Below are 24,856 nucleotides of genomic sequence, written 5' to 3'. Positions count from 1 at the left end.
AAAACACATAACAGCAGGTATCCCGTCAGGACTGTTTCCTGACGGGATACAGCAGCGAATAGAAAAAAGCGAATAGAAGAAGAGGTCAGCTCAACATGGTAGAAAAGAAATTATTCGGATATCCCACCTTTGATGAAAACGGTGAAGAGATTCTTTCGACCTATGAGAACGAGTACCGCGATATGCTGATGGACGTCCGTGTCTATCGTATGGCTGCCGGTACGACGAGAGAGTTCTGCAGGGAAGGCGAGGAGATCGCGATCCTGCTGCTCTCCGGCGAAGTCACCTTCAAGTGGCCGGACGGTGAGAAGACCGTTTCCCGTAAAGATGTTTTTACGGAAGGCCCCTGGGCCCTGCATGTTGCCGGCGGCGTGAAGGCTGTCGTCACTGCAGTGAAGGACACTGAGATCCTCGTCCAGTGCACCCAGAACGAAAAGACCTTTGCCTCCCGTCTGTATGCTCCCGAGGATGCTCCCTGGAAGTATTCCGGCGTCAAGGGCAAGCTCGGCGACACCGCCAACCGCCAGGTCAACACGATCTTTGACCATGACATCTGCCCCGAGTCCAACATGGTCCTGGGCGAGGTCATGAACGACCGCGGCAACTGGTCGGGCTATCTGCCCCACAGGCATCCCCAGCCGGAGCTCTATTACTTCAAGTTTGACCGTCCGGAAGGCTTCGGCGCCAGCTTTGTCGGCGACGATGTTTTCAAGAGCGTGGACAACAGCTTCTCCGCCATCCCCGGCGGCAGGCTCCATCCCCAGTCCGCGGCTCCCGGCTATCTGATGTACACCTGCTGGATGATCCGCCACCTGCCCGGCAATCCCTGGCTGCAGACTGACCGCTGTGAAGACGAAGCGTATGTATGGCTGCATGAGGCGAAGATCGTGAATCAGCCCTGGTAATACAGAACAAACAGAACATTAATTTCCTGCGGGAATTTTTTTCATGGAGGCCCTGAAGGCCTCAGAAAGGAACGATATGGCTACTCTGGACAAAAATAAAGTTAAACTTGGAATCGCTCCCATTGGCTGGACAAACGATGATATGCCTGAGCTGGGCAAGGAGAACACCTTCCAGCAGACCATCAGCGAGATGGCACTCGCAGGCTTCAAGGGAAGCGAAGTCGGCAGCCACTATCCTACAGACAAGTATGAGCTGAAGAAAGCTCTTGACCTTCGCGACATGGTCATCTGCAACCAGTGGTTCTCTTCCTTCCTGCTGACAAAGCCCTATGAGGAAGTCGAGAAGGAATTCGTCAAACAGTGTGATTTCCTGCACTATGTCGGCGCCCGCGTCATCGGCGCTTCCGAGCAGAGCTACAGCATCCAGGGCAAGAACCAGCCCATCCTTGAGGGCAAATATGTCATGAACGACGACGAGTGGGAGACCCTCACCAAGGGCCTGAGCAAACTCGGCAAGGTCGCGAAAGAGATGGACATGACCCTTACCTTCCATCATCACATGGGCACCGTCGTGCAGACAGAGGCTGAGATCGACCGCTTCATGGATATGGTGGATCCCAACTACGTCTTCCTGCTCTTCGACAGCGGCCACTGCAGCTATGCCGACATTGACCCTGTCAAAGTTCTCAGCAAATATATCGGCCGCACCCGCCACATCCACCTCAAGGATCTTCGCCGCGATGTCGTAGCTGAAGCCCGCGCCAACAAGTGGAGCTTCCTTGAAGGCGTCCGCAAGGGCACATTCACGGTTCCCGGCGACGGCGATGTCGACTTCGAGCCCATCTTCAAGATCATCCAGGATTCCGGCTATGAAGGCTATGTAGTTGTTGAGGCCGAGCAGGATCCCGCTATCGCGAATCCGTTTGAGTATGCTCTGAAGGCAAGGAAGTACATTGCGGAGCACACAGGACTTTGATCGGATAAAGACCTCATAAGTCTTAAAAGTGCCGACAGTTTTTGACAGATTTTAATGCATAAAAGGTATGCCGGGGCAGCATAAGGCCCCGGCGTGCCGGGAAGAAACAGGATGCTAGAGGATAGAGGAGCGCTGAACGGACAGTCCGTCCGGAGAATCCCTGCGGATTTCTGTATGGAAGAGTTCAGGCGCTTCGAAAGGAGATAATATACTATGGCAAACGTATTATTGCTTCCTCGCCAGATTTTCACTGGTGAAAATGCCCTGACTGAAGCAGGCGCATCGATCTGTGCGCTTGGAAAGAAAGCCCTCATCGTGACGGATCCCTTCATGATCCAGTTCGGCAATGTGGCCAAGCTTGAGGATATGCTCAAGAGCCACAATGCTCCTTACGCGATTTTCTCCGATATCACAGGCGAGCCCACCGACAAGATGGTCGAGGCAGGTCTGAAGGTTTATGCGGATGAAGGGTGTGACTACCTGATCGCACTCGGCGGCGGAAGCTGCATCGATACCATGAAGGCCATCGCAGTCGTCGCGGCAGGCGGCGGCACGATCACGGACTACATGGGCCGCAGTATTGAAGAGGACGTAGCTCCCATGGTCGCGATCCCTACGACAGCCGGCACCGGCTCTGAGGCGACCAGGGTCACCATCATCGCCGACACTGTGAACCAGGTCAAGATGATGCTGATCGGCTCCAGTATTGTACCGCCCGTTGCAGTTATCGATCCTCAGTTCACCATGACTGCTCCTCCCAGCGTTACCGCAAACACCGGCCTGGATGCTCTGTGCCACTGCATGGAAGCCTATACCTCCAGGAGGGCTCAGCCCCTGACGGATACCTTTGCGCTCTCCGCTGTAAAGCGCATTGTGGCGAATCTTTCCACCTGCTATCATGACGGCAAAAACGTTGAAGCCAGGGCTCAGATGTCCATCGCGGCTCTTGAGGCAGGTATTGCGTTTACGAATGCATCAGTTACCATCATCCACGGCATGAGCCGTCCGATCGGCGCCCTCTTCCATGTCCCTCACGGCACCTCCAATGCCATGTTGATCAAGGTATGCCTGCCCTTCATGCTGACAGGCTGCTATGACCGCTTCGCGGATCTGGGCAGGGCCATCGGCGTTGCCGCGGATGATGATGACGATAAGACCGCAGCCGAGAAATTCCAGGCCAAGGTCATGGCCATGGTCGACGAGATGGGTATTCCTACTCCCGCCCAGTTCGGCATTGACAAGGACGCTTTCTTCAAGGTCATCGACAAGATGGCGGACGACGCCCTTACCAGCGGCAGTCCTCAGAACACCTGGCATCAGCCCACCAAGGAAGATCTGGTCGGACTGTACAAGAAGCTCTGGGACTGATCTGATACACACTTTCTGTCTGTCTTTGACAGACAGCAGGCCTGAAAATAGAAAAGGCTGACTCCCGCAAGGATCAGCCGCGGCTATTACAGGCCGGGAACACTTATCCGAAAAAAACCAGCGCAGCTGCGCTGGTTTTTTTATGGATTTTATGGATCGGAAAGCTCCCGGCCTTTCAGAGCAGGTCCGGGCCAGGACATCTTCGCATCGCAGACATTCATGGACCAGAGCGAACTATTCTAAGCAGGCCTGAGACAGGATTGGAGCCGGCAGGTACATTTTCCGGGGCATCGGACATGAAATATCAGGACATTTATGCCTTTATTACTGGAAATGTGATAAACTATATCTGACTGGAAAAAACAGATCATTATATACACATGCATGACTGGAGGGTAATCTATATGAAACTGCTATTTGCATCCGATTCTTTTAAAGGCACAGTCACCAGTGCACAGACTGTTGAATTCCTCACAAAGGCGGCAAACGAGGTATTTGGACCCTGCGAGACGAAGGGTGTTCCGGTGGCGGACGGCGGCGAGGGAACGACCGACGCAGTCATAGAGGCTAGGAATGGAGAGAAGGCCTTCGTGGAAGTCCATGGTCCGCTGATGGAGAAAGCGACTGCCTATTATGGAAAGCTTGGAAATTCGGAGGCGGTTCTGGAGATGGCACAGGCTTCCGGCCTGCCGATGGTTCCGGAGGAGCTCCGCAACCCCCTCAACACGACGACCTACGGGACTGGAGAACTTGTAAAAGCTGTACTTGACGCGGGCTTCACTGACATTTCTATCGCGATCGGCGGCTCCGCGACCAACGACGGCGGCATGGGGTTTGCCAGCGCTCTTGGCGTCAAATTCCTGGACAAGGACGGGAACGTTCTGGAAGGAAAGGGAAGTGAACTGGAAAAGGTCGCTCATATCGATATGAGCGGCTTCGATGAGCGCGCAAAGAAAGCCCATATCACGGTCATGTGTGATGTCACGAACCCCCTGTGCGGTAAAGACGGCGCTACCTATACCTTCGGAAAGCAGAAGGGCGGCACCCCGGAGATCCTGGACCGCCTGGAGAAGGGAATGTGCAATTACCGCGATGTCATCATTAAGGAGTTCGGGATCAACCCCGACGACACTCCCGGCACCGGCGCCGCCGGCGGCCTGGGTACTGCTCTGATGATCTTCCTGAACGCCGAGATGAAATCCGGTATTGACACCGTTCTCGACCTGATCAACTTCGACGGCCTCCTCGAGGGCGTTGACCTCGTGGTCACCGGCGAAGGCAGGACCGACTGGCAGAGCTGCTTCGGCAAGGTCATGCAGGGCGTCGGCGACCGCTCCAAAAAGCACGGGGTCCCGGTCGTTGCTCTCTGCGGCGGTCTCGGTGACGGATATGATCAGATCTATGAACACGGCATCAATTCCATCATGACCACCGTCGACACCCCCATGCCCCTCTCCCAGGCACTGGAAAACGCGGAGGACCTCTATTGCAAGGGCGCGGTACGCATGTTCCGCATGGTCCAGGCAGGCATGCAGCTGGCAAAATAAGAGGTATTTTATAAGAAATTAAGCAGACTATAGGCAGAGACCGCCCCGTTTTGTTTCAGGAGACAAAACGGGGCGGTTTTCTGCGTGATTTGGATTTGAGCTGTTCTCAAGGTGGGCGGTTTCCTGCATGGTTTAGATAATAGACTTGAGCTGTTTTTGTGGCGGGGTAGTTCCCTGCATGATTTGGATTTGAGCTGTTTTGCAGGGCGTGAAACGCAACGTTTCATGGTCACACCCTGGTCAGGGTGTGACCGGAAACCTTTTCCAGGCTGGTTTTCCTTTATCCTGACCGGTTGTCATGGCCCCTTTAAGCGTATATGATAAGGACGTAAAAAGACTTTCAGTGAAAAGAAAAGCGCGGAAGCCGGCAGGATTGGGATATCAGAAAACAGGAAGAAAAAGAGCGATATGAGAAATAATGAAAATGAGAACAGTGGAGCGAAAAACACAGTTAATCCGCTGGGCACAGCGCCTGTCGGAAGGCTCCTGCTCCAGTATGCTATTCCCAGTATCATCAGTACCCTGATCGCCTCCCTCTATAACATGGTCGATCAGATGTTCATCGGACAGAGGATCGGGTTTCTGGGCAATGCGGCCACGACGGTCGCCTACCCGCTGACCTTTCTGTGCGGTGCCATGACCCTGCTTTTCAGTAACGGGTCCTCTGTGAACTTCAATATCTGCAACGGCAGAGGGGAAAAAGACGAAGCTCTGCACTTTGCGGGAGCCGGTCTCACCCTGCTTGCGGCAGAGGGGATTTTTACAGCCGCCCTCGTCCTCTTTTTTACACCCTGGTTCGTCAATCTGTTCGGTGCGACAGACCAGGTCTATCCCTATGCCCTCACCTATATGAAACTGGTCGCGCCGGGACTGCCTTTTCTGGCCCTGACCTCCGGAGGGACACTCCTGATCCGCTCTGACGGAAGCCCCCGCTACGCGCTGATTTGCTCTATGTCCGGCGTAGCGCTCAATTTTGTCCTTGATTATCTGTTTCTTTTTCCCATGAATATGGGGATAGCCGGCGCAGCCCTGGCAACAGTCATGGGACAAGTGCTGTCTGCCCTGATGGTTGCTGCCTATATGCTTCACTTTCGCACAGGGCGGCTCAGGCGGGAGCATTTCGCTGTGTCAGGAAGCAGGTTCAGGCAGATCACTTCGATCGGGGCGGCGGGGAGTCTGAACCAGGCGGCCATGCTGGTCATGAACCTTGTCCTCAACAGCTCGCTCAGATATTACGGTTCCCAGTCTGTCTATGGAGGCAGTGAAGCCCTGGCGGCTGCCGGAGTCGTGACAAAGGTCAATTTTCTGTTTTATTCCACCATTATCGGCTGCAGCATAGGAGGCCAGCCCATCATGGGCTTTAATTTCGGCGCACGCAACTATGAGAGGGTAAAGAAGACGGCTTATCTTGTGTTTGCCTACGCCTTTGTGATCGGAGCGGCGGTGACTGCCTGCTTCTGGCTGTTCCCGGAGCAGATCCTCAGACTGTTCGGAGACAGCGCCGGCGGCTACCAGGCATTTGCCCTGCGCTACATGCACGAGTTTATGCTGCTGGTCATCCTGGCCGGCGTCCTGCCTGTGGCCATGAACGCCATGGTATCCATCAGGCAGCCCTTAAAAGGTGTGATCATCTCTCTCTCCAAGCAGCTGGTCCTCATTGTCCTGCTCCTCATCCTGCCGCGCTTTCTCGGGATCGACGGGATCCTCATCGCAGGGCCTGTCGCCGACCTGATGGTTGCCATCGCCGCCTTCATCGTGATCCGTTCAGCCTTCAGCCGGCTGGGAAAAACACCTGCTGCCGGATAATTATAGAAACAGTTTTTGGAATCGGAAGACAAACCGTCTCCTGATCTTCGGCCTTTCTTTTCCTGCATTCAGGCTCTGGCTTTCATTCAGGCACTGGCTTTCGGACTGTCTGCCCTATCCCTGCTTTGAAAGCAGGTCAACCAGTTTCTTCCCGTAAAAAAAATCATGGGTGAGCTTTTCGTATTCTTCCCACATGGGGAGTGTCTGGCAGGCGGCAGCCCGAGGGCATGCGGCTGCATGATCGGCCAGGCACGCTACTGTCGTCATTGAGGCATTCTCGGTCATGTCCAGGATCTCCCCGATGGAGTATTCCTCAGGCCTGCGGCAGAGACGGTAGCCGCCGCCCTTGCCGCTGGCCCCGATGACAAGCCCTCCCTTAACCAGATCCTTGACAATGATCTCCAGATACTTCTTGGAAATCCCCTGTCTTTCCGCCACATCTTTCAAAGGGATGAATTTACCCTGCTCCTGTTCTGCCAGGTCGATCATGATCCGGATGGCATAGCGTCCTTTTGTAGATATCATTCTGCATCTCCTTCAGCATTATTTTTAATCAATTCTGCCTTGAATTTCCGCGTCCAGGGCTTATCTGCCATGGTTTCGACGATATAACCTATTATATCGTAGGTAAATAGGCAATTCAAGCCAAAAAGATTATTTAAACCTATTGACATAGTAGGTAAAAGGAATTATAATCACCACAGTTTTGAGAAATGAGTCCTGCAGGGAACTGCAGCAGAACAATCATCTATACGATCAGAAATCTTTGTAAAACACTAAGAGAGGCATGAAAAGACCATGAAGATCTATGCAGACAATGCAGCAACGACCAGGATGAGCCGAACGGCAATCGACGCGATGATTCCCTATATGGAAAATGTTTACGGAAATCCCTCCAGCCTGTATTCCATCGGGCAGGAGGCGAAGGAGGCATTGGAACAGGCCAGGGAAGATGTGGCGGCTGTCATCAATGCAGAACCCAGAGAGATCCTGTTCACCTCCGGCGGCAGCGAAGCCGATAACCAGGCTCTGCGTTCAGCGGCGGTGATCGGGGCGAAGAAGGGGAAAAAGCACATCATTTCTTCCGCTTTTGAACACCACGCGATCCTGCATACCCTGAACAGGCTGGAAAAAGAGGGCTATGAGGTGACGCTCCTGCCGGTGCACGAGGACGGACTGGTGCGGCCGGAGGAACTGGAAGCGGCGGTCCGGGAGGATACCTGCCTGGTCTCGATCATGTACGCCAACAATGAGATCGGAACGGTTCAGCCGATCCATGAGATCGGCGAGATCTGTAAAAAGCACGGAGTCCTTTTCCACACGGATGCTGTTCAGGCAGTCGGGCATGTGAAGATCGATGTAAAAGCGGATAATATTGACATGTTGTCTGCCTCAGCCCATAAATTCCATGGCCCTAAGGGCACGGGATTTCTGTTCGCCCGGAAGGGGATCGCACTCACCAACCTGATCGAGGGCGGCGCCCAGGAAAAAGGCAAGCGGGCAGGAACCGAGAATGTCCCGGGCATTATGGCCATGGCGGCGGCCCTCAAAGAGGCTGCCGGGAACCTGGAACAGAATGCAGCCCACCAGACAGCCCTTCGCGACCGGCTGATCGAGGGTCTCTCAAAGATCCCCCATTCCGCCCTGAACGGCGATGCGAAAAAGAGACTTCCCGGCAATGTCAACTTCTGCTTCGAGGGGATCGAGGGCGAATCGCTCCTGCTCCTTCTGGACGACCGGGGCATCAGCGCCTCCTCCGGCAGTGCCTGCACCTCCGGGTCGCTCGATCCCAGCCACGTCCTGCTGGCGATTGGCCGCGTACACGACGTGGCCCACGGGTCTCTCAGGCTTTCCCTGGGAGAGGAGATCACAGAGGAAGAGGTCGATTACCTGATCCAGAATGTGAAGGAGGTTGTCGAATATCTCCGGAGCTTCTCCCCCGTCTGGCGCGACCTGGTCTCGGGAAAGACACCTTTCATCCTCTGATGACCGGTCTGGAGACAGGCAGATCAGTTCAGCCGGGAGACCGGAAATAAAGATATCAGGAAATAAATTCAGCGATCAAAATAAATATAAGCAAACATAAGAAAATATAAGCAAATATAAGCAGGAGGCTTAGCGATGGCACTCTACAGTGAAAAAGTAATGGATCATTTCCGGAATCCCCGCAATGTGGGCGTGATCGAAGACGCGGACGGAGTCGGGGAAGTCGGCAACGCCAAGTGCGGCGATATCATGAAGATGTACCTGAAAATAGAAGACGACATAGTCGAGGATGTGAAATTCGAGACTTTCGGCTGCGGCAGCGCGATCGCCTCCAGTTCCATGGCCACAGAGCTGATCAAGGGGAAACCGGTCAGTGAAGCGATGAATCTGACCAACAAGGCGGTATGTGAAGCGCTGGACGGACTGCCGGCTTATAAACTTCACTGTAGTGTCCTCGCGGAAGAGGCGATCCAGTCGGCACTCGAGGATTACTACACGAAGCATCCCGAGAAAAGACCTGAAAAGAAGGAGTAAATGGAAGGACTGAAGAAAGACTGAGCGGTCCTGATTATTTCTGAATAATACATGATCCCGATCATCTCTGAACAATAAAAAAGCAAAGAAAAAAACAAAATAAAAAACACCATGAGAGATAATGTTGAGAGAATCCTGAATCCTGAAGCTTTTTTCCGAATGCGATGTCGATGTACGAAGCGGCAGGCTATATCTTAAAATAATTCGGTCAACATCGATTATCAGAGGAAAGAAGAACAGGAGAGAGCTTCCATGAGCAATTATAAATTTGAGACACTGCAGATCCACGTGGGGCAGGAGCAGGCGGATCCGGCGACGGACGCCCGCGCGGTCCCGATCTATCAGACGACTTCCTATGTCTTCCGCAACAGCCAGCACGCGGCGGACCGGTTCGGTCTGGCTGATCCCGGGAATATTTACGGGCGTCTGACGAATTCCACGCAGGATGTGCTGGAAAAGCGCGTCGCGGCCCTGGAGGGCGGCAGCGCCGGTCTGGCAGTGGCCTCCGGCGCAGCGGCCATCACCTACACGATCCAGGCCCTGGCCGCGAACGGCGGGCATGTCGTGGCACAGAAGACCATCTACGGCGGCAGCTTCAACCTGCTGTCCCATACCCTTCCTCAGTACGGGATCGCGACGACCTTAGTTGATGCCCACAATCTCGAGGAGGTGGAAGGTGCTATTCAGGACAATACCCGGGCGGTTTATCTGGAGACTCTGGGCAATCCCAACAGCGATATTCCGGATATCGATGCCATCGCAGAGATCGCGCACAGGCACGGCCTGCCCCTGGTCATCGATAATACCTTCGGCACACCCTTCCTGATCCGGCCCATCGAGCACGGCGCGGACATCGTGGTCCATTCGGCGACCAAGTTCCTGGGCGGGCACGGCACGACCCTGGGCGGAGTCATTGTCGAATCCGGGAAATTTGACTGGAAGGCAGGGGGAAAATTCCCGCAGATCGCGGAAGCCAACCCCAGCTATCACGGCATTTCTTTCTACGATGCTGTAGGACCGGCCGCCTTTGTCACCTATATCCGCGCGATCCTGCTGCGCGACACCGGCGCGGCTATCTCGCCCTTTAACGCTTTCCTGCTCCTGCAGGGCGTGGAGACCCTCTCCCTGCGGCTGGAGCGCCATGCTGAAAACACCAGGAAGGTCGTGGAGTATCTGGCGGCCCACCCCTGTGTGGAAAAAGTCAACCATCCTTCCCTGCCGGATCACCCGGACCATGCCCTGTATGAAAGATTTTTCCCGAACGGCGGCGCTTCGATCTTTACTTTTGAGATCAAAGGCGGGCAGAAGGAAGCCTGGGCCTTTATCGACAATCTGGAGATCTTTTCTCTTCTTGCCAATGTGGCGGACGTCAAGAGTCTGGTGATCCATCCGGCTTCCACGACCCACTCCCAGCTTTCGGAGGAGGAGCTGCTTGACCAGGGGATCCGCCCGAACACTATCCGCCTCTCCATCGGCACGGAGCATATCGACGATATCATCGCCGATCTGGAAAAAGGCTTTGCTGCGCTGGCGTCCGTTTGATTCGCCATCCAGCCCGCAATGTGATATACTGAAAAACGCCTGCAGCGAGAACCGCACATATCTGTAAGAATGCAGGCAGACGATAAATACAGGAAGGAGTCATCATGGCAAATATTTACAAGGGAACACTCGGACTGATCGGGAATACACCTCTGGTGGAGGTTGTCAATATTGAGAAGGAACTGGGGCTGGAAGCCACCGTCCTGGTAAAATTAGAGTATTTTAATCCCGCGGGAAGCGTCAAGGACAGGATCGCCAAGGCCATGATCGAAGACGCGGAAGAGAAGGGACTCCTGAAAGAGGGTTCTGTGATCATTGAGCCGACCTCCGGCAACACGGGCATCGGCCTCGCCTCCATTGCCGCCGCCAAGGGCTACAGGATCATTCTGACAATGCCCGAGACGATGAGCGTGGAGCGCAGGAACATCCTGAAAGCCTACGGCGCAGAGATCGTGCTCACAGAGGGAGCGAAGGGAATGAAGGGCGCCATCGCGAAGGCAGAGGAACTGGCGGCGGAGATTCCCGGCAGCTTCATCCCCGGACAGTTTGTGAACCCCGCCAACCCCGCGGTCCACAAGGCCACCACAGGTCCCGAGATCTGGAACGACACCGACGGGAAGGTGGATATCTTTATCGCAGGCGTCGGCACCGGCGGGACACTGACCGGCACTGGCGAGTATCTGAAGGCGCAGAACCCCGCTGTCAAAATCGTGGCTCTCGAACCGTCGGATTCTCCGGTCCTCTCCGAGGGAAAGGCGGGCGCGCACAAGATCCAGGGTATCGGCGCCGGTTTTGTCCCGGATGTCCTGAACACGAAAGTATATGACGAGATCTTCAAGGCAGAGGGAGACGATGCTTTCGCGGCGGCCAAGCTGCTCGCAAAAAAAGAAGGCATCTCCGTCGGAATCTCCTCCGGCGCAGCCCTGCACGGCGCTATCGAGCTGGCAAAGCGCCCGGAAAACAAGGGTAAGGTCATAGTAGCCCTCTTGCCTGACAGCGGCGACCGCTACTATTCCACAGCCCTGTTTACTGACTGAACAGACAAGTCCGCAGAGTGGGCGGCCCTGTTCACTGACTTGGCAGCCCTGTTCACTGACTGAACAGCCCTGTTCACAGCCTGAGCAGTCCTTGTTCACAGCCTGGGCAGCCCTGTTCGCAGCCTGAGCAGATATGTTCAACCCCCGGAAGCCGATGAGGCTTCCGGGGGTTTTTGACATCCGAATTATTCTGCTCTTGTATTCAAAGTGTACGCCCGTCAGAAAAGGTGCGATGAAGTAGTAATCCGCAGTGATCAAAAAGTATCCTGCTGGTCAAAAAAGTAAATAGCCATCAGAAAAAATGTACTCCCGGTCAGAAGTGGAGCCTGTATTTTCCGCTGCCGGTGTTTTCAACAGAGGAGGAAAACAGCACCCGCGCTGCCTCGACCAGCCAGGCTGTGTCCTTTGCGCCCGCTGTCTCATAGGGGGAATGCATGGCGAGCTGCGCCAGGCCGGCATCTACGGTGTTCAGGGATACCTGGGCCTGGGAGATGTGTCCGAGGGTGGACCCGCCGATCATGTCTGACCGGTTGGTAAAGGTCTGGAAGGGGACGCCGGCCTTTTTGCAGACCGAGCGGAAGATCGCTCCGGAAACAGCATCCGTTGTATACTTTTTGCCGGCATCGTACTTGATCACGATGCCGCCGTTCATACAAGGGCGATTTGTGGGATCCGCCTTCTCCGGATGGTTCGGATGGACCGCGTGCGCGTTGTCGAGGGATACCATAAAGCTCGACGGCAGGGCGCGCAGATAATCCTCTTCGGACCTGCCGAGCCCTTCGTTGATCCTGCGGAGCACGTCCCTGAGAAATGTCCCCGCGGCGCCCTGAGCGGTGCCGCTGCCGACTTCCTCGTTGTCAAAAACGCAATGGACCGCCACGCTGTCCCGGGGGCGGGCTGTCAGGATCCCCTGCAGGGACGCAAAGGCGCACTGCAGGTCGTCCAGCCGTCCGCTGCAGAGAAACTCCCTGTTCATGCCGACATACGTTCCCTTCATCCGGCTGTAGAGATACAGGTCCGTATCCAGGATCTGTTCCGGGCGGACACCCGCTTCTGCTGCCAGCAGGGAGAGAAAACCCGCCTGTGTCCCTGCGGCGGATGCTCCTGGTCCTGTGCCTGTTCCGCGGGGATCTTTTTCCATTTTCTGAGGGAAAGCCGCAGCTGCCGCTTCCATCTCAGGTCCTGCGCCGGGGGAATCATTTTTCCTGCCTGCAGGGCAGGAGGTATCCAAGTCTGCCGCCCCGCCTGCTCCGGCTCCGGGAATTTCCCCCAGCAGAGGCAGCAGATCGGTCTGCAGATTATATTTAAACCCTTCGTTGACCTGCCGGTTCATATGGATCGCCAGGTTCGGGATGATCAGCAGGTCTTTGTCGATATTGACCAGCTTTGTCTCTATGCCTGACTCCGTCTCGACGATCACGCGCCCGGCGACGGACAGCGGACGGTCCAGCCAGGGCGCCAGTACCGCCCCTCCGTATTTTTCAACGTTGAGTTTTATATACCGCCCTTCCGCTGTGATCTCCGCGTTGGGCTTGATCCTGAACATCGGCGAGTCGCAGTGGCTCGCGATGATCTGAAAGCCGGTGAAATCTGTTTTGGGGATCCTGAACGCGATCAGCGCGGAATCATTGCGGCACACATAACAGGCGTCCCCTTCCTGCAGCGTCCAGCGTTCTCCTTCGTATAGTTCCCGGAAGCCTTCCTTTTCCAGGCTTTCTTTCATATTCCGGACGGCGTAAAAGGGAACCGGGCTCCGGTCCAGAAAATCCAGAAGCGCCGTATTTATTCCTGTAAAATCCATATATCCTCCTGTCTTGCTGCCTTCTCTTTTGTTTCCGCAGTTATTATTTTTTTCTCTTTTGTTTTCGCACTTATTGTCTTCTTTTCTTTTGCTTCCGTTGCTTTTGTTTTTGGCTCTTTTATGTTCATCCGCTGCGTTTTTTTCTCTTAATTAATAAGGATAATAAAGAACAACAGTGTAACCCCTGTCCAGGGATGTTTCCTGTTAAAAAACAAGTATATCATGATTCGGAACCTCCGGACAGAGTGTCATTTTTACGCTCAGTTTTTCTTTCCTGTATCTGATGTCGGTTGAAGTAAATAGTTAGTTGGTATATAATAAGCGGAAATGCAAATGAAAATGCATAGGCACTAAAAACTATTCATATATCGGGAGCACGCAGGACTTGCGGCGCGCCAGGGGCTGTCAACCTTCGATCTGTACCTTTTTTCAGCTGTTCTTCGAAGCTGTCTGTTTGTACCTTTCTTTAAAAAGATAGTTCCTGACAGGATATGCACTCTGTGACATCGGAACCTCATCCGCTTTCCTGTGAGACGCTCCAAAATGGAGACTATCCGCTCATGAATCCCAAAACAATCACTTATATCATCAAGCGTCTGATCCTGGCTGTCTTTACGGTCTGGATCGTTTTTACGCTGACCTTTTTTATCATGCATGCCGTACCCGGCGGTCCGTTTGTCGGTGAAAAGGCGATCTCCAAGGCTGCTCAGCAGGCCCTGGAGGCCAAATACGGACTCGACAAGCCACTGTCGGCGCAGTATTTCACCTATCTGAATGACGTGGTCCACCTGCGGTTCGGCCCTTCGCTCAAACAGAGAGGCCGGATGGTCATTGACATCATGATGGACGGAATGCGGACCTCCGCCAAACTGGGGGTGATCGCCGCTGTCCTGGCGCTGGTCATCGGTGTTGTGCTGGGGGCGATTGCGGCTCTTCGCAGAAATACAGTTTTTGACCGCATTATCATGGTGCTGACGACAGCCTTCGTCTCGATGCCGTCCTTCATAATGGGATCTCTTCTGCTGGTAGCCTTTGCCATAAAGCTGCATGTGCTGCCGGCAAACGGCGCGGCGGCAGGAGGCCTGGTGTTGCCCATCGTCACTCTGATGCTCTATCCAATGGCCTATATCACACGTCTGACCAGGTCTTCCATGCTGGATGTCCTCGGGCAGGACTATATCCGGACCGCCAAGGCCAAGGGCGTTCCTGCCCCTAAGATCATTTTCGGTCATGCGCTTAAAAACTCCCTCATTCCGGTTATCACTTATTTCGGACCGATGCTGGCCTACATCGTGACAGGCTCTCTGGTCGTCGAACAGATCTTTGCTGTTCCCGGCATAGGCAGGGCGTTCGTCAGCAGCATCATCAACCGCGACTATATGATGATCATGGGAACGACGATCGTGCTCGCGACCCTGATCGTGGTCATGAATCTGATCAGTGACATCATGTACAAGATCGTAGATCCGCGGATCACACTGGAATAAGGATTCTGCTTACCGCATTGTGGTTTTTTGCGCAGGGCGCCTGGATATGGAGGTAACATGGACAGCAATCTGAAAAGGCTGAGCATGCAGGTGAATGTGGATGACCTGCTGCCTGCAAGTGAAAAAGAAAAGGAATATATGGTCAAGATGAGGCCTTCCACGACCGCTTTTCAGGACGGTGTGCGGCGGCTTCGCAAAAACAAGGTCGCCATGGTGAGCTTCTGGATCATCCTGCTGATCACGGTGGCTTCGATCTTTGTCCCCTTCTTCTGGCCCTATAAATATGAGTCCATGCTGGGCGTGAGGCCCGGCAGGCCGGTGGACGCTTCCTATAATAACCTGAAACCCTTTGAGTACGCGAAATCGGAGAAGACCAGGATGGAGGCGGGAGAGAAGGTCTTTCCCCATGTGTTCGGCACGGATTCCTCCGGCCGCGATTATTTTATCCGTATCGTCTACGGCACGCGAATCTCGCTGGCGGTCGGATTTTTCGCCAGTATCATCGTTCTTGTCATCGGACTGCTCGTCGGATCGATCGCCGGCTATGCGGGAGGGGTGGTCGATATCATCATCATGAGGATCGTTGACGTCATCTATTCCCTGCCGGACATGCTGATGGTCATCCTGCTGGCTTCCGTCCTTAGGGAGCCGCTGGGCAAAGCGCTGGAAGGAACGGTCCTGGAAAAAATCGGGTCCAATATTATCTCGCTGTTTATCATCTTCGCGCTGTTGTACTGGGTATCCATGTCCCGCCTGATCCGCGGACAGATCCTGTCCCTGCGGGAGCAGGAATACGTCCTGGCGTCGCGGGCGAGCGGAGCAAAGGCCGGATGGGTCATCCGCAACCACCTGATCCCCAACTCGATCTCCGTCATTGTTATTTCCACAGCCCTTCAGATCCCCAACGCGATCTTTACGGAGAGTTACCTTTCCTTCCTGGGACTGGGTGTAAACGCGCCGATGCCGTCGCTGGGATCACTGGCGTCCGACGCGCTCAACGGCCTCAAGTCCTACCCCTACCGTCTGGTCATTCCTGCCGTCGTGATCTCGCTGATCGTGCTGTCCCTGAACCTTTTCGGCGACGGCATGCGGGATGCCTTTGACCCGAAGCTGAACGAATGATCAGGAGCGTTGTTACAATTGAGTTTTCAGACTGAAATCAGGCAGAGCTCTGCCGGGGCAGTTTTATCCGGGACAGTTTTTGTCAGGATGAGGTGTTGGTTTCAGCCTGCGGGGAGGAAAGATAAATGGCTCTATTGGAAGTAAAAGACCTGCACACATCATTTTTCACGGATGCAGGAGAGGTGCGTGCGGTAAATGGTGTCTCGTTTGATCTTGAGAGAGGAAAGGTTCTCGGAATAGTGGGAGAATCCGGATCCGGAAAATCGGTGACGGCTTATTCCATCATGCAGATCCTGACATCGACAGGCCGGATCGTCTCGGGTTCGATCAAGTGTGACGGGCAGGAGCTGGTGGGCGCCGATGAAAATGTGATGAAAAGTATCCGGGGCAACAAGATCTCGATCATTTTCCAGGATCCCATGACCAGCCTTAACCCGACCTATACGATCGGTGACCAGCTGATGGAAGCGATCCTGCTCCACACGAAACGCAACAAGCAGCAGGCGTGGGACAGGGCAGTGGAAATGCTGCACCTTGTCAATGTCAACGAACCTGAAAAACGCATGAAGCAGTATCCCTTCGAATTCTCCGGAGGCATGAGGCAGAGGGTCATGATCGCTATGGCGCTCGCCTGTGAGCCGGATATTCTGATCGCGGACGAGCCTACTACAGCCCTGGACGTGACGATCCAGGCCGGGATCCTCGAGCTGATGAAGGATATTCAGAAGAAAATGGGCATGGCGATCATCATGATCACCCATGACCTGGGCGTTGTCGCCCAGCTGTGCGATGAAGTTGTCGTCATGTATGCCGGATCCATCTGCGAAAAGGGAACGGCCGACGATATCTTTTATAACCCCTGTCATGAATACACAAAGGGACTGTTGCGGTCGATCCCCACGGCCGGAAACGAAGGGCAGAAGCTCCAGCCGATCACCGGCACACCGATCGACCTTCTGAATATGCCGAAGGGCTGCCCGTTCGCGCCCCGCTGTGATGCCGCCATGAAGATCTGTATCCGGGAGAAATGTGAAAGTTTTGAGATCAGTGAAAATCATACCGCGGCATGCTGGATGAATCTGAAGAAAGCAATGGACCGGAACTGAACCGGCCGAAGACCTTCCCTGAGGACAGAGTTGAGGAACTATCATGAGTAATGAAAATAATCACAGCGAACCCCTGATCCGGGTCAGCCATCTGAAACAGTATTTTCCGATCAATGTCGGGTTTTTCAGGACAAAGCCCCTCAAGGCCGTGGATGATATCTCTTTTGACATCATGGAGGGGGAGACCCTGGGTCTGGTCGGGGAGTCCGGCTGCGGTAAGACCACAGCGGGACGTTCGATCCTGCATCTGTACAAACCGACCGCCGGCGAAGTGATCTATCGCGGGAAACCCGTGAAGACCAAAGCGGATATCGAAGAGTTCCGCAGGAAAGCGACCATGGTCTTTCAGGATCCCTATTCGTCTCTGGATCCCCGCATGACCGTGGAGGACATCGTCGGAGAGCCGCTGGATGTCCAGAAATTGTATAAGACAAAAGAGGAGCGCCGCGACCGGATCCTCCAGCTGATGGAATATGTCGGACTCAACTCCGAGCACGCCGCCCGCTATGCCCACGAGTTTTCCGGCGGTCAGAGACAGCGCGTCGGCATTGCCCGCTCTCTGGCGGTCAAACCGGATTTCATCGTATGTGACGAACCTGTCTCTGCACTGGATGTTTCCATTCAGGCCCAGGTCATCAATATGTTCGATGAATTACAGGAAAAGCTCAACCTGACCTATCTCTTCATCGCCCATGACCTGCTGGTCGTGCGCCACATCTCGGACCGCATTGCTGTCATGTATCTGGGCCACCTTGTGGAGCTTGCGGGCGCGGATGAGATCTACGATCGTCCGCTGCACCCCTACACCAGGGCACTCATTTCGGCCGTCCCGGTACCGGATCCGGTCATCGCCCGGGCCAACAAGCGGATCGAAATGACCGGCGAGATCCCCAGCCCCCTGAACGCGCCTCCCGGCTGCCCCTTCCACACCCGCTGCCCCTATGCGGTTGACGGCTGTAAGGAGAGCATGCCGGAACTGCGTGAGATCGAAAAGGGCCGCTTCGTGGCCTGCCACCGGATCGAGGAGATCGGATGATCCTGCGTACTTCGTGAGATCGAAAAGGGCCGCTTCGTGGCCTGCCACCGGATCGAAGAGATTGGATGATCCTGCGCATGTCGTGCGCAGATTATCGATATACTACATCAGGAACTGTTGATCTGTATTATTAGTCGGTACACGGATTCTGTACCATTTCCAAGGGAGGAAAATTATGAGAAAACTGGTTGCATGGGCACTCTGTGCCGCAATGGTTCTCGGACTGGCTGCCTGCGGGGACTCTGCTGCAAACGGCGGCGGAAGCGGAAGTGCTGCGGATGCGGCTACAGGGGCCGGAGCGGAGGAGGAAGCACCTGCCATTGACGAATCTCTGATCGCCAAGGACGGTATCAATGTCTGTATCGCTTCTGAGCCTGACAATATCGACCCCGCTCTGAACAGCTCAGTCGACGGCGCTACCCTGGTCCTTCATACCTTTGCCGGTCTGGCCAAGTGGGAGCAGAAGGAGGACGGCTCTTTTGAGATCGCTCCTGACTGCGCGGAAGAGCTGGTAGAAGGCAAGGAGAACGAAGACGGCACTGTCACCTATACCTATACGCTGCGCGACGGCCTCAAGTGGTCCGACGGACAGCCTGTCACTGCAGGGGACTTTGAGTTTTCCTGGAAGAGAGCGGCAGACCCCGCGACAGCTTCCGATTATGGGTACATGTTCGACCAGATCGCCGGCTATGACAAAATGACCGAGGAAAAGGAAACCGGCGAGAAGGACGAAGAGGGAAATCCCGTCATGGAATATGTGAATCCCGATCCTGAGCTGCTGGCTGTCAAGGCAATCGACGACAGGACTCTGGAAGTCACTACAAAGCAGAAGGTCTCGTACTGGGACGAGCTTATGGCTTTCCCCACCTACATGCCTGTCCGCAAGGATATCGTATCCAATGAAGGCTGGGCGACAGATCCCTCCACCTATATCGGCAACGGCCCCTATGTCATGACCGCATGGCAGCACAACAGCGTCATCACCATGGTCAAGAACAAGAACTACCATGATGCGGACAAAGTCACCATGCCTGCCATCAATTTCTATTTGTCCGACGACGCCAACAACATGCTCACTAATTTCGAGAACGGCGACTGGAAGCTGATCGATGAAGTGCCGACCAATGAGATCGCCTCCCTCAAGAATGAGTATCCTGATGAGTTTGTCGTCACCGGCCAGCTGGGCACCTATTATATCGGCTGGAACGTCAATGAGGACATCCTTCCCAAGGATTCCGGCCTGGAAGGCAAAGAAGCCGAGGAGGCCCGCGCGGAGATCCGCAAAGCCATCGCCCTCCTTTTTGACCGCAACTACATCGTCGATGAGATCGCTCAGGGCGGCCAGACCCCCGCTTCCTCCTTCGTCTCCAGCGGACTGACAGAAGCGGACGGCATGACCGACTTCAGTTCCAAGGCCGGTCACAACGACGGCTATGCCGGATACTACGACGTCTCCCAGGATGCCCTGGAGAATAACTACGCGGCTGCCATCGAAATCCTCAAAAAATACTATGAGTTCGATGAGGCCACCCAGCAGGTCAAAAACTTCCCGACCCTGACTTACCTCTACAACACCAGCGAAGCCCACAAGGCGATCGGCGAATACCTGCAGAGCGCCCTGGCATCCGTAGGCATCAACATGAACCTGGAGAACCAGGAGTGGAACACCTTCCTCAACACCAGAAAGGCCGGCAATTATTCCATCGCCCGCAACGGCTGGCTGTGCGACTATAACGACCCCATCTCCATGCTCGACATGTGGATCACCAGCTCCGGCAACAACGACTGCCAGCTCGGCAAGGGTGCCCACAAGGATGTCAGGGCCTACAGCATTGACCTGACCGACCTCGGCTATGACACCAAGGTCACAGACGGTACCTGGGCAGAGACCTACGATGTCATCATCAACGATATCAAATCCTGCACAGACACCAATATCCGTTACCAGCTGATGCACCGCGCAGAAGACCTGCTCATGAGCACCGGCGCCATCTGCCCCCTGTACTACTACACCGACCTCTACATGCTCGATGACAGTGTCAAGGGCTTCTTCAGCACCCCTCTGGGCTTCAAATATTTTATGTACTGCACAGTGGACTAAGCAAACTGCTGTAATGAACATCTTCCGCACCGCGCGCGTGCGGTGCAACCAACACACCTTCGGTGTGTCGGAGGGCTTATTCTTCATCACGGGGTCGTACCCAAGATGGAGAGAATTTCCCTTTCTGGCGCGTATATCCCATGTCTGAAGATACGGGTATTACGCGATGAAGAACAGAAACAAACAATCCCCCGCGGGTTTTAACCACCCTGCGGGGGATTGTTATTGATTGATCACATATTGATGAATGCATTCGCATGGATAATATCCTTATGATCTGTCGGGAACCGGGGAAATTTTTCGGGGAGGCAGAGACGACAGGGGAAGGAGACCCAGAACCGTTCCCGCCTCCTCACGGTCAGATGTTTTTTCCATTCGTCCGGATCACTTCCGAGTACCATGCAGCGCTGTCCTTCGGTATGCGCTGCTGTGTTCTGTAGTCGACATAGATCAGGCCAAAGCGGTCGTCGTATCCGCTGTGCCACTCGAAATTGTCTGTGAGAGACCAGTGGAAGTAGCCCTTCACCGGTATTCCGTCCTTACAGGCTTTCTTCAGCTCCCGAAGGTATCGATGCAGAAAGTCGATCCTGTCGGGATCGTGCACTTTCCCGTCCAGGAAGATGCGGTCGTTGCAGCTTTGTCCGTTTTCTGTAATATAGATCGGCTTTTTGTATCGCTCAAAGATCAGGCGCGGTCCCCAATACATAACCTCCGGGGTGACAGGCCATTTAAGGGCTGTGCGGGGATAACCCGGGTATTTCTCTTCCCGGAGAAATCCGGTCTGGTCATCCCATACCATTCCCTGTCCGTTGTAAATGTTCAGTCCGGCAAAATCGACCGGTGAGGAGATGATCTTCAGGTCCTCGTCCGGAATATCTCCGGTAAAAGAAGACCAGGGGCATTCCGGATCTTCCGGGTAATGTCCGAGAAAGACAGGGTCGAGAAACCACTGGTGATTAAAGAAATAGCCAGGGTTTTCGCTGAGCGGGAGTGACAGAAAAGAAGCCTTCCGCAGCATTTCAGGGGTCTCCGCGCAGACTTCCCGCAGGTAAGCAAGAGCCCCGGTAGAGGACACCCCGATCTCTGCCTTCGGTGCTGCGCGGCGGATCTCCCGGACTGCCAGTCCGTGCGCAAGCAGCAGATTGTGCCAGCAGCGGAAGAGGGTCCGGTGATCCAGATGCAGGCCGGGAGCATGCAGACCGTTTCCCATTCCCAGTCCGATCGCGCACTGGGGCTCGTTGATCGTAATGAAATGTGTCACGCATCCTCTGAAATGAGAGGCGACATAAGCTGTGTACTCCGCAAAATGCTCCGCTGTTCTGCGGTTCATCCAGCCGCCTTTATGATAGAGGGCCAGAGGCAGGTCCCAGTGATAAAGGGTTATCCAGGGGGTAATGCCGCGCGAAAGACAGCCTTCTACAAGCCGGTCATAATACTCCATACCGGCGGGATTGAGTCCGGCCCCTGCAGGCCCCGATCCATCGCTGCCATTGACAGTCCCATCCGGAAAAATGCGCGGCCAGCTCAGACTGAACCGATAGTTTTTGATTCCCAGTTCCCGCATCAGGTCCAGGTCTGCCTCTGCCCGGTGGTAGGCATCACAGGCAGTATCGCCGGTATGGCCGTTAAAGGTTTTCCCCGGAATGTGGGAAAAATGATCCCAGATCGACGGCCCTTTGCCATCCTCAAATGCGCCTCCCTCGATCTGATACGCAGCGCTCGCTGCGCCCCATACGAATTTATCACTAAACTGCATATAACTGATCTCCCGCTGGTTTTTTCATTCTCATCCCATTACTACAGAAACTGTATATTCCCTGCATCCCTTTTCCAGAGGGACCAGCGTTCCCGGAACCTGCTTTCCGTTTACTGTCATGGAGACCACTCCATGCTGGACGCCTGCGGCATTGTTGATCTCAATGTGGCAGGCAGCCCCCCGGTAGATCCGCTCGCAGTGGATCTCTCTGAGAGTATCCGGAATACAGGGATCGATCCGCAGTCCGTCCAGTGTCGGCCTGATGCCGAGAATGTATTGGGTCATGCAGGCAAATGTCCACGCCGCTGTACCGGTCAGCCAGCTGTTTTTTCCCTCTCCAAAGGTGGCGGAATCCGGCCCCGCGATCATCTGACAGTAAACATAAGGCTCTACTCGCCGGATGTCGACGGCATCTTCAAGATAAAACGGACAAGTCTTCCGGAAGACCTCAAAGGCTCTGTTCCCGTGCCCCAGAACCGTTTCAGCACAGACGATCCAGGGATTGTTGTGGCAGAAAATGCCGGCGTTTTCCTTATACCCCGGAGGATAGGAAGAAATCTCCCCCAGCTCGGGATGATATACGGTATAGGCCGGCTGATGCAGCACGATCCCGTAGTCTGTATCCAGATATTTTCCGACACTGTCCAGCGCTTTTGCCGCCTCGCCGGTCTCCACTCCGACACCCGCCATAACACACATGCCCTGCGGTTCAATATAGATTTTCCCCTCTTCGCAGACATGGCTTCCGACCGGCTTTGAAAAAGCGTCATAAGCTCTCACAAACCACTCGCCGTCCCAGCCGGCTTCCAGAATACATTTTTCCATCTCCGCCGCTTCGGCGCGGGCTTCAGCGGCTTCCTCCGTCAGACCGGTATGCTCACACAGGTCGGCATATTCTCTTCCGTATTTGACGAACATGGCGGCAATGAAGACACTCTCCGCAATCGGCCCCTCACTGGGACCGGTGACCTGGAAACTCTCACCGGGCGTCGTGGAAAAGCAGTTCAGATTCAGGCAGTCGTTCCAGTCGGCCCGCCCGATCTGCGGAAGCCCGTGCGGCCCCCTGTGCGTGACTGTGTAACGGAAGCTCCTGCGGAGATGCTCCATCAGCGTGGCCTTATTGGTCTCACTGGAGTCGAAGGAGCACATCTCTTCCAGAATACCGAAATCTCCGGTTTCCCTGATGTAAGCGGAAGCCGCCGCGATCAGCCAGAGCGGATCATCGTTAAAGCCGCTCCCGACACCGGCATTTCCCCGCTTTGTCAGCGGCTGGTACTGGTGATAGGCACTTCCATCCTCAAACTGTGTGTTTGCGATATCAATAATGCGTTCCCGCGCCCTCTCCGGGATCAGATGGACAAAGCCGAACAGATCCTGACAGGAATCCCTGAAGCCCATGCCTCTTCCCAGGCCGCTCTCATAATAACTGGCACTGCGGCTCATGCAGAAAGTGACCATGCACTGGTACTGGTTCCAGATATTCACCATACGGTCAAGCCTGTCATCGCCGGATTTGATGCGGAACCGGGACAGAAGAGACTCCCAGTAGCGGGAAAGCGAGGTGAGCGCTGCGTCTACCTGCTCATCGGTCTGAAACCTTGACAACAGCTGATGAGCCGGCGCTTTATTGATCACACCGGGGGCTTCGAACTTCTGATCCTCCGGATTCTCGCAGTATCCGAGAACAAAGATCATGGAAGTGCTCTCGCCCGGTGCAAGCCGGATCGAAAGATGATGACTTCCCACCGGTGCCCATCCATGCGCGATGCTGTTGCGGCTTTTCCCTTCCAGAACTGCCTGTGGAGAAGAAGCGCCGTTGTAGAGACCCGCGAAGGCATCCCTGCTGGTGTCAAAACCGACGATGTCCCGATTGACGGAAAACACCGCATAATGATTCCGCCGCTCCCGGTACTCTGTCTTGTGATAAATGCGGCTTCCGCAGACCTCCACTTCTCCCGTCGAGAAATTGCGCTGAAAATTGGAAGAATCGTCTTCTGCGTTCCAGAGGCAGAATTCTACATAGCTGAAAACATCGATCACCTTTTCACAGCGGCCCTTGTTCTTCAGAGTGAGCCGGTCGATCTCACAGTCCGCATCTACCGGAACGAAGACCTCCTGCTTCGCGGTGAGCTGATCCTTCTCTGATTCAATCACCGTGTAACCAAGACCGTGACGGCAGACATAAGAGTCCGGTTCCGTCTGAACCGGCTGCCATCCGGGGTTCCAGACGGTTTTCCCGTCTTTAATGTAAAAATAATGCCCGCCGCAGTCCATCGGACTGTTATTGTAGCGGTACCGCGTCAGCCTCAGCAGCTTCGCATCCTTGTAAAAGCAGTATCCTCCCGCCGTATTGGAAATCAGACGAAAGAAGGAGTTTGTACCCAGATAATTGATCCAGGGAAGCGGCGTCCTTGGATTGGTGATAACATATTCCCTTTTCTCATCGTCGAAATAGCCGTATTTTCCCATTTTTTCCTCCTGACCAATATAACTGAATCCGCTTCCTGTCAGATTCCCTTTAAAGTAAAAACTGTAAAGAAAAAGAAAGTAAGCAAAAAAACTGTCAAATACAAAAACTATGAAGTAAAAAACTATACTGAAAGACCTGCGGTGAGCCGCGGACTGCCTATTCGAAAACGATTTCGAATCATATTGCTCCTGCTCGTGAAAAATTCCTTTAAAGTATAAGGCAAACCAGTGCCTGTTGTAAATACAGAGCAGCAATGATATGCAAATTTGGAGAATA

The 24,856-nt window shown here is 54.4% G+C and carries 19 protein-coding genes; 14 read left to right on the top strand and 5 right to left on the bottom strand.

The window, feature by feature from the left end; all coding sequences use genetic code 11:
- Positions 1–95 precede the first annotated feature (95 nt).
- The 5 genes from BLT02_RS09050 (at position 96) to BLT02_RS09030 (ending at position 6,602) form a co-directional block, all read left to right on the top strand.
- On the top strand, positions 96–905 hold the full coding sequence (locus BLT02_RS09050) for a 5-deoxy-glucuronate isomerase (protein WP_092994066.1): 810 nt from the start codon (positions 96–98) through the stop codon (positions 903–905).
- Between the two features lie 76 nt (positions 906–981).
- Entirely contained in the window at positions 982–1,881 is a 900-nt protein-coding gene (gene iolE, locus BLT02_RS09045) for a myo-inosose-2 dehydratase (RefSeq protein ID WP_092994174.1), read from the top strand.
- Between the two features lie 213 nt (positions 1,882–2,094).
- Positions 2,095–3,249, top strand: coding sequence for an iron-containing alcohol dehydrogenase (locus BLT02_RS09040; RefSeq protein WP_092994063.1), 1,155 nt, complete (start codon positions 2,095–2,097; stop codon positions 3,247–3,249).
- Positions 3,250–3,653: 404 nt separating this feature from the next.
- Complete coding sequence (locus tag BLT02_RS09035) at positions 3,654–4,796, top strand: glycerate kinase family protein (protein ID WP_092994060.1); 1,143 nt, start codon at positions 3,654–3,656, stop codon at positions 4,794–4,796.
- A gap of 408 nt (positions 4,797–5,204) precedes the next feature.
- Entirely contained in the window at positions 5,205–6,602 is a 1,398-nt protein-coding gene (locus tag BLT02_RS09030) for an MATE family efflux transporter (protein WP_092994057.1), read from the top strand.
- A 114-nt stretch (positions 6,603–6,716) separates the two neighbouring features.
- Here the strand turns inward: BLT02_RS09030 and BLT02_RS09025 are convergent, their stop codons facing one another.
- Positions 6,717–7,127, bottom strand: a complete 411-nt coding sequence (locus tag BLT02_RS09025) for an RrF2 family transcriptional regulator (protein WP_092994054.1) — start codon at positions 7,125–7,127, stop codon at positions 6,717–6,719.
- 273 nt (positions 7,128–7,400) lie between these two features.
- On the opposite strand from BLT02_RS09025, the gene nifS reads away from it, so the two are divergent.
- The 4 genes from nifS (at position 7,401) to cysK (ending at position 11,701) form a co-directional block, all read left to right on the top strand.
- Positions 7,401–8,588, top strand: a complete 1,188-nt coding sequence (gene nifS, locus BLT02_RS09020; RefSeq protein ID WP_092994051.1) for a cysteine desulfurase NifS — start codon at positions 7,401–7,403, stop codon at positions 8,586–8,588.
- Between the two features lie 135 nt (positions 8,589–8,723).
- Positions 8,724–9,122, top strand: a complete 399-nt coding sequence (gene nifU / locus BLT02_RS09015) for a Fe-S cluster assembly scaffold protein NifU (protein WP_092994048.1) — start codon at positions 8,724–8,726, stop codon at positions 9,120–9,122.
- A 252-nt stretch (positions 9,123–9,374) separates the two neighbouring features.
- Positions 9,375–10,664 (top strand): O-acetylhomoserine aminocarboxypropyltransferase/cysteine synthase family protein, encoded by a 1,290-nt coding sequence (locus BLT02_RS09010; protein WP_092994045.1) that lies wholly within the window; start codon positions 9,375–9,377, stop codon positions 10,662–10,664.
- Positions 10,665–10,768: 104 nt separating this feature from the next.
- Positions 10,769–11,701, top strand: coding sequence for a cysteine synthase A (gene cysK / locus BLT02_RS09005; protein WP_092994042.1), 933 nt, complete (start codon positions 10,769–10,771; stop codon positions 11,699–11,701).
- Positions 11,702–12,014: 313 nt separating this feature from the next.
- Here cysK and BLT02_RS09000 read toward each other — a convergent pair whose 3' ends face one another.
- The gene (locus BLT02_RS09000) at positions 12,015–13,502 is read right to left on the bottom strand and encodes a M18 family aminopeptidase (RefSeq protein ID WP_092994039.1); all 1,488 of its coding nucleotides are present in this window, start codon (positions 13,500–13,502) and stop codon (positions 12,015–12,017) included.
- Positions 13,484–13,630 carry a hypothetical protein gene (locus BLT02_RS17160; protein ID WP_175453759.1) on the bottom strand — a complete coding sequence of 49 codons (147 nt, stop codon included), beginning with the start codon at positions 13,628–13,630 and terminating at the stop codon, positions 13,484–13,486. The genes BLT02_RS09000 and BLT02_RS17160 overlap by 19 nt, the downstream gene beginning before the upstream one ends.
- 432 nt (positions 13,631–14,062) lie before the next feature.
- Here BLT02_RS17160 and BLT02_RS08995 point away from each other — a divergent pair, with 432 nt between their 5' ends.
- The 5 genes from BLT02_RS08995 to BLT02_RS08975 all read left to right on the top strand — a co-directional run bounded on the left by BLT02_RS08995 (position 14,063) and on the right by BLT02_RS08975 (position 20,354).
- Positions 14,063–14,989, top strand: a complete 927-nt coding sequence (locus tag BLT02_RS08995; RefSeq protein WP_092994036.1) for an ABC transporter permease — start codon at positions 14,063–14,065, stop codon at positions 14,987–14,989.
- Positions 14,990–15,046: 57 nt separating this feature from the next.
- A complete protein-coding gene (locus BLT02_RS08990) occupies positions 15,047–16,111 on the top strand; it encodes an ABC transporter permease (RefSeq protein ID WP_092994033.1) in 1,065 nt (354 codons plus the stop codon).
- A gap of 125 nt (positions 16,112–16,236) precedes the next feature.
- Positions 16,237–17,217, top strand: coding sequence for an ABC transporter ATP-binding protein (locus BLT02_RS08985; RefSeq protein ID WP_092994030.1), 981 nt, complete (start codon positions 16,237–16,239; stop codon positions 17,215–17,217).
- A 43-nt stretch (positions 17,218–17,260) separates the two neighbouring features.
- Positions 17,261–18,253, top strand: coding sequence for an ABC transporter ATP-binding protein (locus BLT02_RS08980; protein WP_092994027.1), 993 nt, complete (start codon positions 17,261–17,263; stop codon positions 18,251–18,253).
- A 175-nt stretch (positions 18,254–18,428) separates the two neighbouring features.
- Entirely contained in the window at positions 18,429–20,354 is a 1,926-nt protein-coding gene (locus tag BLT02_RS08975) for a peptide ABC transporter substrate-binding protein (protein WP_092994024.1), read from the top strand.
- Positions 20,355–20,712: 358 nt separating this feature from the next.
- Here the strand turns inward: BLT02_RS08975 and BLT02_RS08970 are convergent, their stop codons facing one another.
- Both BLT02_RS08970 and BLT02_RS08965 read right to left on the bottom strand, forming a co-directional pair.
- On the bottom strand, positions 20,713–22,110 hold the full coding sequence (locus BLT02_RS08970) for a GH1 family beta-glucosidase (RefSeq protein ID WP_092994021.1): 1,398 nt from the start codon (positions 22,108–22,110) through the stop codon (positions 20,713–20,715).
- Positions 22,111–22,140: 30 nt separating this feature from the next.
- The gene (locus BLT02_RS08965) at positions 22,141–24,579 is read right to left on the bottom strand and encodes a glycoside hydrolase family 94 protein (RefSeq protein WP_092994018.1); all 2,439 of its coding nucleotides are present in this window, start codon (positions 24,577–24,579) and stop codon (positions 22,141–22,143) included.
- Between the last annotated feature and the right edge of the window lie 277 nt (positions 24,580–24,856).

This window comes from Sarcina sp. DSM 11001 (genome assembly GCF_900101015.1).
Classification (GTDB): domain Bacteria; phylum Bacillota; class Clostridia; order Lachnospirales; family Lachnospiraceae; genus CAG-791.
Note: the sequence above shows the minus strand (reverse complement) of the source record. Positions and strands in the feature narration are given on the sequence as shown.